Genomic DNA, 12,420 nt, shown 5'->3' with positions numbered 1-12,420 from the left:
TGTTATCTCACCAGCTTTTCGGCACGCTGGTGTTTGGCCTGATACATATTGTGATCGGCAAGCTCTTGTAAATTTTCCGCAGAGGCGTGCTCAATGGTCATCGCGTAACCAATGCTTAATGTCATGGTAGTCTGATGGCCATTATGAAGATCAAACGGGAGATTAAAAATTTGTGTCAGTGCTGAGCATATCTGCTGCACTTCAGATTCCGATTGTACATCATAGAGCACCATAGCGAATTCATCGCCGCCCAGGCGGTATGCTTTATGTCGCAGCCCGCCAAATTCAGTTAACCGTTTTGCTATTTCAATCAAGACTCTATCGCCCGTCGCATGACCCCAGGTATCATTGATATATTTGAAATTATCGCCATCAAGAAATAGTAACGCCGACGTTTTTCGGGCATCGGAACTGTTCATCAACGTGTTGATACCGCTACGAAACGCTGCGCGGTTAGCCAGCCCGGTTAATGGGTCATGTAGTGCGGTACGTAGAAGCTGCGCATTTTTGGCCTGTAAACGAAGCTGCCACTCTTCCATTTCATCCAGCAGACTGTTGAAGTCGAGAGCGAAGCGGTGAAACTCTGCGATACGTTCTTCCGAAACTCGTCGGGAAAAATTGCGGTTGGAACGCACATCATGTACGACATCGGTGATGTTTTTTAACGCTTCAACCAGACCATTGTGCAAATGGCGGGTGAGGGTAATTGCGATGCCTGACGCTAGCAGAATGCAGGCGGTCAGGACAGCGAGCGAAAACCAGATGAAATGGCTGATTGAACTGTCGCGAGCGGTTAAGCGAACTTCGCCAATGGTTTCACCATTGTGACGAATCGGCTGAATGATGGGGGCAGGGAAGAGCCAGTGGCTTATGAAATTACTGAAAGTATCGCCTGGATCCTTACGGGTGTAATGCCAGGATGCCAGAATATTTTGCTGCTTATCACGCACTTCTGCAGTTGAAAATTGGCCTTGCTGCCCCAGCGCTGCCAGTGTTTCAGTTGCTGCAGGGCCATCGGCAAAAACGACCGCTGCTTCCAGACTGTAAGTCATTGTTGCTGCTGTCAGTGCCAGGTTTTTTTGCGCGTACTGTTTCAGGGTCAGCACCGAGGTCACGGAAAGCAGCAACCAGATCAGCATCATAGTGATAAATATGCTGGTCATACTGATGTTGCGTAATGCTCTTTTAAACGTGGGGCGCTTATGAAGAGAATTATCGTTATCCATCATTTTTCTTCCGTGCGAGCATTAAGACATCCGGGTTGACCTTTACACCGCTACGCGATAAGGCATCCAGGTTTACGGCAAATCTGACGTCATTATTGTGGATGATTAGACAAAAGGCGCTACCAATAATGCACTCGGTATTTTGTTCGGCAATTAATAATAACGCCTTTGACGGATATTGTTCGGTTAATTCCATCTGGAATGTCGGTGACTCGTTGCCAAAATAAAAACCATTGCAGCCTGAAATCATCGCCTCTTGTTGAGTGTGAATGATGACAGGTAGATAAGGCAAAGATGTCGTGCCATTCTCTTGTAGGGCGTTACTAAAATGTGAAGATGAAAAGATACATAACTTTGGTGGCCCTGATAGCGCAGGCCAGCGGGTGTAACTGACAATACCGGAAACCATCATACGCACGTTTTTCGCAACGTCAGAAGGTTCCTGAGCGAGTATTGGTGCTCCCGTCAGCAGGAGAATCAGCAGTAAGAACAGTCGGTGAGAAAAACGCATTCAGGGATCCTCACCATCTTCGCTCGAAATGCATCGATATTTTTTCAGAATGCTCATTAAAATATCATTCTTTCATGCGGTCGTCATCAATGTGAGAAATAAAACACAATGAGTAGAATCTCATGTTTAATTTATTTGTGGGGGTTTAATTAATTTAATCGTATTGTGCTGGCATTTTCATCAGCCCCTTTTTGCCATACTTCATGCAGTTGGCTGGCATTTTCAACATTGTTGCAGCTGGCAGGAAAGCTTTTACCGGAAAGTCCTCGGGCATAAGTAAAATCGGTCTGGCAAGTTTTCTTTTGTCCTTCGGCATATCCTTTAAGGTATAGACCGCGATCCGCCTGTGAATCGCTAAATGCATCGTCATCTTTTATGGCGTTGCCCGATATCGCATCTTCCATACCAACATCATACCAGTCGGTGCTGGTCAAGGTTGGCGCGTGAGTATAAGGATCAATCTGACATCCGCTAACCAGTAAAGCCAACAAGGGGGCGATAAACTTTTTCATCATTTCTTTCTCCTTTTTCAAAGCATAGCGGATTGTTTTCAAAGGTGGTGTAAATTTATTTATACATAAACAAGGGTTAAAAGCGCGAATAAATTGCTTGTGTAAAGAAAAATGTACGAAATATGGATTGAAAACTTTACTTTATGTGTTATCGTTACGTCATCCTCGCTGAGGATCAACTATCGCAAACGAGCATAAACAGGATCGCCATCATGCAAAAAGACGCGCTGAATAACGTACATATTACCGACGAACAAGTTTTAATGACTCCGGAACAACTGAAGGCCGCTTTTCCATTAAGCCTGCAACAGGAAGCCCAGATTGCTGACTCGCGTAAAACCATTTCAGATATTATCGCCGGGCGCGATCCTCGTCTGTTGGTAGTATGTGGTCCTTGTTCCATTCATGATCCGGAAACTGCTCTGGAATATGCTCGTCGATTTAAAGCCCTTGCCGCAGAGGTCAGCGATAGCCTCTATCTGGTAATGCGCGTCTATTTTGAAAAACCCCGTACCACTGTCGGTTGGAAAGGGTTGATTAACGATCCCCATATGGATGGCTCTTTTGATGTAGAAGCCGGGCTGCAGATCGCGCGTAAATTGCTGCTTGAGCTGGTGAATATGGGACTGCCACTGGCGACGGAAGCGTTAGATCCGAATAGCCCGCAATACCTGGGCGATCTGTTTAGCTGGTCAGCAATTGGTGCTCGTACAACGGAATCGCAAACACACCGTGAAATGGCCTCCGGGCTTTCCATGCCGGTTGGTTTTAAAAACGGCACCGACGGCAGCCTTGCAACGGCTATTAACGCTATGCGTGCCGCCGCCCAGCCGCACCGTTTTGTTGGCATTAACCAGGCAGGGCAGGTGGCGTTGCTACAAACTCAGGGGAATCCGGACGGGCATGTGATCCTGCGCGGTGGTAAAGCGCCGAACTATAGCCCTGCGGATGTTGCGCAATGTGAAAAAGAGATGGAACAGGCGGGACTGCGCCCGTCTCTGATGGTAGATTGCAGCCACGGTAATTCCAATAAAGATTATCGCCGTCAGCCTGCGGTGGCAGAATCCGTGGTTGCTCAAATCAAAGATGGCAATCGCTCAATTATTGGTCTGATGATTGAAAGTAATATCCACGAGGGCAATCAGTCTTCCGAGCAACCGCGCAGTGAAATGAAATACGGTGTATCCGTCACCGATGCCTGCATTAGTTGGGAAATGACCGATGCCTTGCTGCGTGAAATTCATCAGGATCTGAACGGGCAGCTGACGGCTCGCGTGGCTTAAGAGGTTTATTATGGTTGCTGAATTGACCGCATTACGCGATCAAATTGATGAAGTCGATAAAGCGCTGCTGAATTTATTAGCGAAGCGTCTGGAACTGGTTGCTGAAGTTGGCGAGGTGAAAAGCCGCTTTGGACTGCCTATTTATGTTCCGGAGCGCGAGGCATCTATGCTGGCCTCGCGGCGTGCAGAGGCGGAAGCTCTGGGTGTACCGCCAGATCTGATTGAGGATGTTTTGCGTCGGGTGATGCGTGAATCTTACTCCAGTGAAAACGACAAAGGATTTAAAACGCTTTGTCCGTCACTGCGTCCGGTGGTTATCGTCGGCGGTGGCGGTCAGATGGGACGTCTGTTCGAGAAGATGCTGACACTATCGGGTTATCAGGTGCGGATTCTGGAGCAACATGACTGGGATCGCGCGGCTGATATTGTTGCCGATGCCGGAATGGTGATTGTTAGTGTGCCAATCCACGTTACTGAGCAAGTTATCGGCAAATTACCGCCTTTACCGAAAGATTGTATTCTGGTCGATCTGGCATCGGTGAAAAATGGACCATTACAGGCCATGCTGGCGGCGCATGATGGTCCGGTGCTGGGGTTACACCCGATGTTCGGCCCGGACAGCGGTAGCCTGGCAAAGCAAGTTGTGGTCTGGTGTGATGGACGTAAGCCGGAAGCATACCAATGGTTTCTGGAGCAAATTCAGGTCTGGGGCGCTCGGCTGCATCGTATTAGCGCTGTCGAGCACGATCAGAATATGGCGTTTATTCAGGCTCTGCGCCACTTTGCTACTTTTGCTTATGGGCTGCACCTGGCAGAAGAAAATGTTCAGCTTGAGCAACTTCTGGCGCTTTCTTCGCCGATTTACCGCCTTGAGCTGGCGATGGTTGGGCGACTGTTTGCCCAGGATCCGCAACTGTATGCCGACATTATTATGTCGTCAGAGCGTAATCTGGCGTTAATCAAACGTTACTATAAGCGTTTCGGCGAGGCGATTGAGTTGCTGGAGCAGGGCGATAAGCAGGCGTTTATTGACAGTTTCCGCAAGGTGGAGCACTGGTTCGGCGATTACGCACAGCGTTTTCAGAGTGAAAGCCGCGTGTTATTGCGTCAGGCGAATGACAATCGCCAGTAATAATCCAGTGCCGGATGATTCACATCATCCGGCACTTTTTCATCAGGTTGGATCAACAGGCACTACGTTCTCACTTGGGTAACAGCCCAATACCTTCATCGAACGGGTGATTTCCCCTAACTCTTTCAATGCTTTTTGCATTTCCGCTGATTCAAGATTGGCCTGAATATCCAGATAAAACATCTCTTCCCACGGATTACCGTGAATCGGACGTGATTCCAGACGGGTCATAATTAGACTGTGGTTGCGCAGTACCAGCAACGCTTCAACCAGTGCACCAGCTTGTTGTCCGGTCGCCATTAACAACGTCGTTTTCGCCGGAACCTGGTCAGAAACGTTAATGGCTTTACGTGCCAACACCACAAATCGGGTGAAGTTTTGTCGCTGATTCGCTTCAATACGCTCCAGTACCTGCAAACCGTACAAAGTGCCGCCAGCTTCGCTTCCCAACGCAGCAACATGCGGTGATTTTGCCTGTGCAACCTTTTCCATTGCCGCAGACGTACTTTCGGTATATTCAATCTTCCAGTGCGGATAACGATTAAGGAATTTGCTGCATTGCTGGAATGGCTGCGGATGGCTGTAGACCGTATTAATGGTGGATAAATCAGTAGTGCCGGAGACCAACAAACAATGATCGATAGTTAACGTCATCTCGCCAACAATCGACAAACTGGTATGTTGCAGCAGATCGTAAACGTCGTTTATGGCACCGGAGCTGGTATTTTCAATCGGTACGACGGCATAGTCGGCCTGGCCGGTTTCCACCTGATTAAAAATATCGGCAAATTTGGCGCAGCCACTTTCAATGAATTGCTCAAAGTGACGCGCAGCGTACTGACGAGCGGCAAGATGTGAATAGGAGCCTTTGGGGCCGAGAAAAGCGATGCGTGCTGAGTGCGGATTAATTTTATTGAGATGTTGCTGGAGCAAAGCCTGCTGAGTTAATACGGAATCTTCAATGATGAGCTGGAACAGGCGAGTAATGTAATGGGCGTCCAGATGGTGCGCTTTACCGAGCGTAATTAATCTTTCCAGCAAATCGCGTTCACGATCAATATCACGTACCGGGCGATGCGAGAGTAGTTTGGCTTTTCCCACCTCGACGGCCAGTTCGCGTCGCTCTGCCAGTAATGCTAATAATTTTTCATCCAGCGCGCTGATTTTCTCTCGCAGCGCCAGTAACGGGTTTTCCGATGTCATAGTGTTGCCTTTTTGTTATCAATAAAAAAGGCCCCCCGATTTGGGAGGCCTTATTGTTCGTCTTCGCATTCTGTTTCACACGACGAAACGCCTCCCATTCAGGGGAAGGTAAAAAAGAATGCGAAGAAAAACGGTGTGTGTTTCATGTTTGTTTCCTTAAGTGACTTTAGTACAGTACCCGTACTGTTTTCACGCTGTCAACAAAAAACGCGCCCGAAGGCGCGTTGGCGATACACTCAATATAAAGGACTACTCTTCTTCAACTTCTTCGACGAAGTTGGCGTCTTTCACCGATGTTGCGGCACGACGTGCTTCGCCTTTGTGCTGCAGTTTATTGAGCTGCCGTTCCAGCTTGTTGATCAATTCGTTAATTGCGGTGTACATATCTTCATGTTTACCACTGGCAACCAGAACGCCGTTAGGTGTATTGATTGTGGCGTCAGCAACAAACCCTTGTGGCTCTTTGGACAGAATGATATGTGGATTAATCAGATGTGTTTGCCATTTTTCCAGTTTGGCGAGACGGTCTGCGACATGTTGGCGGATGGCCGGAGTAATTTCCATTTGTTTGCTGGTAATGTTCATTGTCATAAATTTTACCTCTTGTCTTCCCGTCTTGGTGAATTCAGCATACCGTTCCTGATGTCAAAATGTGTGATGGAAATCTCATAATCTTGTCACTTTTTGTCAACGAATCTTTTTTGTGAGAAATCGCAGGAAGAGGTGTTTTTTTACTTGAGGAATATCTCAAAGCGAGCCATATTTGATGAGATCGATAGTGACTAAATCGCTTCAGTTTCACAACTAACAGAATAAAAAAACGGCAGCTCAAGGGCTGCCGTTTTGTGTTTCAGGTTTTTGTTATGTATTGCTGCTGTTTGCAGCGATGATTTTCGCTACTTTTTCAGCTTGCGCATTCATCTGCATCTGACGGTATGCATTTTCCATCAGCGGCAGCGCATCACGCGTAGCCTGGGTATCCGGGTAGTCGCGCAACATGCCTTCTACGCGGTTAACGACGGCAACCCATGCACCACGTTCTGTATAGTACTCGGCAACGGAGTATTCATATTTCGCCAGACGATCTTTCAGGAATACCAGACGTTTGGTGGCATCGGTGGTGTACTGACTGTTCGGATAGCCGCGCACCAGTTTGGAAAAGTCACTAAACGCAGCTCGTGCATGTTGAGGATCGCGATCGCTACGGTCAACGCCAAAGAACCCTTGCAGCGCACTGTCATCCAGCGCCATATTGGTCAGGCCACGCATGTACATGACATAATCGATATTCGGATGGGTCGGGTTAAGGCGAATAAAACGATCGATGGCAGCCTGTGCTAACGGCAAATCGGCGTTTTTATAGTAGGCGTAGATGAGATCCAGCTGCACCTGCTGCGAATACGGACCAAACGGATAGCGATTATCTAACGCTTCCAGTTGCGTTATTGCCTGTCTCCAGTTACCGTCCTGCAGCTTTTGTTGTGCAGTCGCGTAAATTTCATTTGGCGGATTATCAGGTACTTCTTCCTTTGACCCCGAGCAACCCGCCAAAAACAGGCTTAGTGTGGCGGCTGCCACCAGATATTTCATGCGCGTCATGACGTTTTGACTTTCCTCAAAATGTAATACGGGAGATTCTCTGTTCCTGCTCCCGGTTAAGACCAGCTACAATAGCACACTATATTAAACGGCAAAGCCGTAAAACCCCAACGATAAACGAAGAAGCAGTATATATGGCACAACGAGTACAGCTCACTGCAACGGTGTCCGAAAACCAACTCGGTCAACGCTTAGATCAGGCTTTGGCCGAAATGTTCCCGGATTATTCACGTTCGCGGATAAAAGAATGGATCCTCGACCAGCGCGTGCTGGTTAACGGCAAAGTTTGTGATAAGCCGAAAGAAAAAGTATTGGGTGGCGAGCAGGTTGCCATCAACGCTGAGATTGAAGAAGAAGCGCGTTTTGAACCGCAGGATATCCCGCTGGATATCGTCTATGAAGATGACGATATCATCGTCATTAATAAACCGCGCGACCTGGTGGTACATCCTGGCGCGGGTAACCCGGATGGCACGGTACTGAATGCATTGCTTCATTATTATCCGCCCATTGCCGATGTACCGCGTGCAGGCATCGTCCATCGTCTGGATAAAGACACCACTGGCCTGATGGTTGTGGCAAAAACCGTTCCGGCTCAGACGCGTTTAGTCGAATCTTTGCAAAGGCGTGAAATTACTCGTGAGTATGAAGCGGTGGCAATTGGTCATATGACCGCTGGCGGTACAGTAGATGAACCAATCAGCCGCCACCCGACCAAACGTACCCATATGGCGGTGCATCCGATGGGCAAACCAGCGGTGACTCACTATCGCATCATGGAACACTTCCGTGTGCACACGCGTCTGCGGTTGCGTCTGGAAACTGGACGTACGCACCAGATCCGCGTGCATATGGCCCATATCACTCATCCGCTGGTGGGCGATCCGGTTTATGGTGGCCGTCCGCGTCCGCCAAAAGGTGCTTCGGAAGCGTTTATCTCCACGCTGCGTAAATTTGACCGCCAGGCGCTTCATGCAACCATGCTGCGTCTTTATCACCCGATCTCCGGTATCGAAATGGAATGGCATGCGCCTATTCCACAAGATATGGTGGAGCTGATTGAGGTGATGCGCGCCGATTTCGAAGAGCATAAAGATGAAGTGGACTGGTTATGAGTAAGCTGATTGTCCCGCAGTGGCCGCTGCCAAAAGGTGTTGCGGCCTGTAGCTCTACTCGTATCGGCGGCGTGAGCTTGCCCCCGTATGACTCGCTCAACCTCGGTGCCCATTGTGGCGATAACCCGGATCACGTTGAGGAGAATCGCAAGCGACTTTTTGCTGCGGGCAATTTGCCTTCTAAACCGGTCTGGCTTGAGCAGGTACACGGCAAAGATGTGCTTAAGCTTACTGGCGAACCTTATGCCTCAAAACGAGCAGATGCCTCTTATAGCAATACGCCCGGCACGGTTTGCGCAGTGATGACTGCCGACTGCCTCCCTGTGCTGTTTTGCAATCGAGCGGGAACGGAAGTCGCCGCCGCTCATGCTGGCTGGCGTGGACTGTGCGCAGGCGTGCTGGAAGAGACAGTTTCCTGTTTTGCTGATAATCCAGAAAATATTCTCGCCTGGTTAGGGCCGGCAATTGGTCCACGCGCGTTTGAAGTGGGGGCGGAGGTTCGCGAGGCGTTTATGGCAGTAGACGCCGAAGCGAGTACAGCTTTCATTCAGCATGGTGATAAGTATCTGGCGGACATTTATCAGCTTGCCCGGCAGCGTCTGGCGAGCGTTGGTGTTGAACAAATTTTCGGCGGCGACCGTTGTACATATACGGAAAATGAGACTTTCTTCTCTTATCGTCGCGACAAGACCACCGGTCGTATGGCAAGTTTCATTTGGCTGATATAACCTAAAGAATCAAGACGATCCGGTACGCGTGATTTTCTTTTCACATTAATCTGGTCAATAACCTTGAATAATTGAGGGATGACCTCATTTAATCTCCAGTAGCAACTTTGATCCGTTATGGGAGGAGTTATGCGTCTGGATCGTCTTACTAATAAATTCCAGCTTGCTCTTGCCGATGCCCAATCACTTGCACTCGGGCACGACAACCAATTCATCGAACCACTTCATTTAATGAGCGCCCTGCTGAATCAGGAAGGGGGTTCGGTTAGTCCTTTATTAACATCCGCTGGCATAAATGCTGGCCAGTTGCGCACAGATATCAATCAGGCATTAAATCGTTTACCGCAGGTTGAAGGTACTGGTGGTGATGTCCAGCCATCACAGGATCTGGTGCGCGTTCTTAATCTTTGCGACAAGCTGGCGCAAAAACGTGGTGATAACTTTATCTCGTCAGAACTGTTCGTTCTGGCGGCACTTGAGTCTCGCGGCACGCTGGCCGACATCCTGAAAGCAGCAGGGGCGACCACCGCCAACATTACTCAAGCGATTGAACAAATGCGTGGAGGTGAAAGCGTGAACGATCAAGGTGCTGAAGACCAACGTCAGGCTTTGAAAAAATATACCATCGACCTTACCGAACGAGCCGAACAGGGTAAACTCGATCCGGTGATTGGTCGTGATGAAGAAATTCGCCGTACCATTCAGGTGCTGCAACGTCGTACTAAAAATAACCCGGTACTGATTGGTGAACCAGGCGTCGGTAAGACTGCCATCGTTGAAGGTCTGGCGCAGCGTATTATCAACGGCGAAGTGCCCGAAGGGTTGAAAGGCCGCCGCGTACTGGCGCTGGATATGGGCGCGCTGGTGGCTGGGGCGAAATATCGCGGTGAGTTTGAAGAACGTTTAAAAGGCGTACTTAACGATCTTGCCAAACAGGAAGGCAACGTCATCCTGTTTATCGACGAATTACATACCATGGTCGGCGCGGGTAAAGCCGATGGCGCAATGGACGCCGGAAACATGCTGAAACCGGCGCTGGCGCGTGGTGAATTGCACTGCGTAGGTGCCACGACGCTTGACGAATATCGCCAGTACATCGAAAAAGATGCTGCGCTGGAACGTCGTTTCCAGAAAGTGTTTGTTGCCGAGCCTTCTGTTGAAGATACGATTGCGATTCTGCGTGGCCTGAAAGAACGTTACGAGCTGCACCACCATGTGCAAATTACTGACCCGGCAATTGTTGCAGCGGCGACGTTGTCTCATCGCTACATTGCTGACCGTCAGCTGCCAGATAAAGCCATCGACCTGATCGATGAGGCAGCATCCAGCATTCGTATGCAGATTGACTCAAAACCAGAAGAACTCGACCGACTCGATCGCCGTATCATCCAGCTCAAACTGGAACAACAGGCGTTAATGAAAGAGTCTGATGAAGCCAGTAAAAAACGTCTGGATATGCTCAATGAAGAACTGAGCGACAAAGAACGTCAGTACTCCGAGTTAGAAGAAGAGTGGAAAGCAGAGAAAGCATCGCTTTCTGGTACGCAGACCATTAAAGCGGAACTGGAACAGGCGAAAATCGCTATTGAACAGGCTCGCCGTGTGGGTGACCTGGCGCGGATGTCTGAACTGCAATACGGCAAAATCCCGGAACTGGAAAAGCAACTGGAAGCCGCAACGCAGCTCGAAGGCAAAACTATGCGTCTGTTGCGTAATAAAGTGACCGATGCCGAAATTGCTGAAGTGCTGGCGCGTTGGACGGGGATTCCGGTTTCTCGCATGATGGAAAGCGAGCGCGAAAAACTGCTGCGTATGGAGCAAGAACTGCACCATCGCGTTATTGGTCAGAACGAAGCGGTTGATGCGGTATCTAACGCTATTCGTCGTAGCCGTGCGGGGCTGGCGGATCCAAATCGCCCGATTGGTTCATTCCTGTTCCTCGGCCCAACGGGTGTGGGGAAAACTGAGCTTTGTAAGGCGCTGGCGAACTTTATGTTTGATAGCGACGAGGCGATGGTCCGTATCGATATGTCCGAGTTTATGGAGAAACACTCGGTGTCTCGTCTGGTTGGTGCGCCTCCGGGATATGTCGGTTATGAAGAAGGTGGCTACCTGACCGAAGCGGTGCGTCGTCGTCCGTATTCCGTCATCCTGCTGGATGAAGTGGAAAAAGCGCATCCGGATGTCTTCAACATTCTGTTGCAGGTACTGGATGATGGGCGTCTGACTGACGGGCAGGGGAGAACGGTCGACTTCCGTAATACGGTTGTCATTATGACCTCTAACCTCGGTTCCGATTTGATTCAGGAACGCTTCGGTGAACTGGATTATGCGCACATGAAAGAGCTGGTGCTCGGTGTGGTAAGCCATAACTTCCGTCCGGAATTCATTAACCGTATCGATGAAGTGGTGGTCTTCCATCCGCTGGGTGAACAGCACATTGCGTCGATTGCGCAGATTCAGTTGAAACGTCTGTATAAACGTCTGGAAGAACGTGGTTATGAAATCCACATTTCTGACGAGGCGCTGAAACTGCTGAGCGAGAACGGTTACGATCCGGTCTATGGTGCACGTCCTCTGAAACGTGCAATTCAGCAGCAGATCGAAAACCCGCTGGCACAGCAAATACTGTCTGGTGAATTGGTTCCGGGTAAAGTGATTCGCCTGGAAGTTAATGAAGACCGGATTGTCGCCGTCCAGTAAATGATAAAACGAGCCCTTCGGGGCTCGTTTTTGTCTATAAGTTAGACGGGAAAGACTATATTTAAGATGTTTTGCCTGAAAAATGAGCGAACGATAAAGTTTTTATATTTTCCTCTTGTCAGGCCGGAATAACTCCCTATAATGCGCCACCACTGACACAGAACAACGGCAAACACGCCGCCGGGTCAGCGGGGTTCTCCTGAGAATCTCAACAGAGAAAGCAAAAATAAATGCTTGACTCTGTAGCGGGAAAGCGTATTATGCACACCCCGCGCCGCTGAGAAAAAGCGAAGCGGCACTGCTCTTTAACAATTTATCAGACAATCTGTGTGGGCACTCGAAGATACGGATTCTTAACGTCGCAAGACGAAAAATGAATACCAAGTCTCAAGAGTGAACACGTAATTC

General features: G+C 49.2%; 12 protein-coding genes and 1 other annotated feature. Of the genes, 5 read left to right on the top strand and 7 right to left on the bottom strand.

What is annotated here, in order from left to right; translation table 11 throughout:
* Positions 1 to 2: 2 nt before the first annotated feature.
* The 3 genes from dgcN to ACJHWR_RS13675 form a co-directional block, all read right to left on the bottom strand.
* Entirely contained in the window at positions 3 to 1,229 is a 1,227-nt protein-coding gene (gene dgcN, locus ACJHWR_RS13685; RefSeq protein ID WP_000969002.1) for a diguanylate cyclase DgcN, read from the bottom strand.
* Positions 1,219 to 1,737, bottom strand: a complete 519-nt coding sequence (locus tag ACJHWR_RS13680) for a YfiR family protein (RefSeq protein WP_001212386.1) — start codon at positions 1,735 to 1,737, stop codon at positions 1,219 to 1,221. The genes dgcN and ACJHWR_RS13680 overlap by 11 nt, the downstream gene beginning before the upstream one ends.
* Positions 1,738 to 1,886: 149 nt before the next feature.
* The gene (locus tag ACJHWR_RS13675) at positions 1,887 to 2,252 is read right to left on the bottom strand and encodes a DUF2799 domain-containing protein (RefSeq protein ID WP_001353010.1); all 366 of its coding nucleotides are present in this window, start codon (positions 2,250 to 2,252) and stop codon (positions 1,887 to 1,889) included.
* 209 nt (positions 2,253 to 2,461) lie between these two features.
* Between ACJHWR_RS13675 and aroF the strand changes: the two genes are divergently transcribed.
* Both aroF and tyrA read left to right on the top strand, forming a co-directional pair.
* Entirely contained in the window at positions 2,462 to 3,532 is a 1,071-nt protein-coding gene (gene aroF / locus ACJHWR_RS13670) for a 3-deoxy-7-phosphoheptulonate synthase AroF (RefSeq protein ID WP_001168045.1), read from the top strand.
* A 10-nt stretch (positions 3,533 to 3,542) separates the two neighbouring features.
* Positions 3,543 to 4,664: a bifunctional chorismate mutase/prephenate dehydrogenase gene (gene tyrA / locus ACJHWR_RS13665; protein ID WP_000225221.1), complete on the top strand. Its 1,122-nt coding sequence runs from the start codon at positions 3,543 to 3,545 to the stop codon at positions 4,662 to 4,664.
* A gap of 42 nt (positions 4,665 to 4,706) precedes the next feature.
* On the opposite strand, the gene pheA is transcribed toward tyrA, so the two are convergent.
* The 4 genes from pheA to bamD form a co-directional block, all read right to left on the bottom strand.
* Positions 4,707 to 5,867 carry a bifunctional chorismate mutase/prephenate dehydratase gene (gene pheA, locus ACJHWR_RS13660; RefSeq protein ID WP_000200124.1) on the bottom strand — a complete coding sequence of 387 codons (1,161 nt, stop codon included), beginning with the start codon at positions 5,865 to 5,867 and terminating at the stop codon, positions 4,707 to 4,709.
* A gap of 21 nt (positions 5,868 to 5,888) precedes the next feature.
* Positions 5,889 to 6,014 (bottom strand) — a sequence feature (Phe leader region).
* Positions 5,966 to 6,013 carry a pheA operon leader peptide PheL gene (pheL, locus tag ACJHWR_RS13655; protein ID WP_001386991.1) on the bottom strand — a complete coding sequence of 16 codons (48 nt, stop codon included), beginning with the start codon at positions 6,011 to 6,013 and terminating at the stop codon, positions 5,966 to 5,968. (Overlaps the previous feature by 48 nt.)
* 102 nt (positions 6,015 to 6,116) lie before the next feature.
* A complete protein-coding gene (gene raiA, locus ACJHWR_RS13650; RefSeq protein ID WP_000178456.1) occupies positions 6,117 to 6,458 on the bottom strand; it encodes a ribosome-associated translation inhibitor RaiA in 342 nt (113 codons plus the stop codon).
* Between the two features lie 270 nt (positions 6,459 to 6,728).
* Positions 6,729 to 7,466: an outer membrane protein assembly factor BamD gene (gene bamD / locus ACJHWR_RS13645; RefSeq protein WP_000197686.1), complete on the bottom strand. Its 738-nt coding sequence runs from the start codon at positions 7,464 to 7,466 to the stop codon at positions 6,729 to 6,731.
* A 134-nt stretch (positions 7,467 to 7,600) separates the two neighbouring features.
* Here bamD and rluD point away from each other — a divergent pair, with 134 nt between their 5' ends.
* The 3 genes from rluD to clpB all read left to right on the top strand — a co-directional run bounded on the left by rluD (position 7,601) and on the right by clpB (position 12,012).
* Positions 7,601 to 8,581, top strand: a complete 981-nt coding sequence (gene rluD, locus ACJHWR_RS13640; RefSeq protein WP_000079097.1) for a 23S rRNA pseudouridine(1911/1915/1917) synthase RluD — start codon at positions 7,601 to 7,603, stop codon at positions 8,579 to 8,581.
* A complete protein-coding gene (gene yfiH, locus ACJHWR_RS13635) occupies positions 8,578 to 9,309 on the top strand; it encodes a purine nucleoside phosphorylase YfiH (protein ID WP_000040130.1) in 732 nt (243 codons plus the stop codon). Before rluD ends, yfiH begins: the two co-directional genes overlap by 4 nt.
* Before the next feature lie 129 nt (positions 9,310 to 9,438).
* Positions 9,439 to 12,012: an ATP-dependent chaperone ClpB gene (gene clpB / locus ACJHWR_RS13630; protein WP_001235102.1), complete on the top strand. Its 2,574-nt coding sequence runs from the start codon at positions 9,439 to 9,441 to the stop codon at positions 12,010 to 12,012.
* The last annotated feature ends 408 nt before the right edge of the window (positions 12,013 to 12,420 follow it).

Origin of the sequence: Escherichia sp. WS568 (assembly GCF_046486085.1) — a bacterium.
Taxonomy (GTDB): domain Bacteria; phylum Pseudomonadota; class Gammaproteobacteria; order Enterobacterales; family Enterobacteriaceae; genus Escherichia; species Escherichia coli.
The sequence above is the reverse complement of the archived record's forward strand: the minus strand, read 5'-3'. Positions and strand labels throughout refer to the sequence as shown.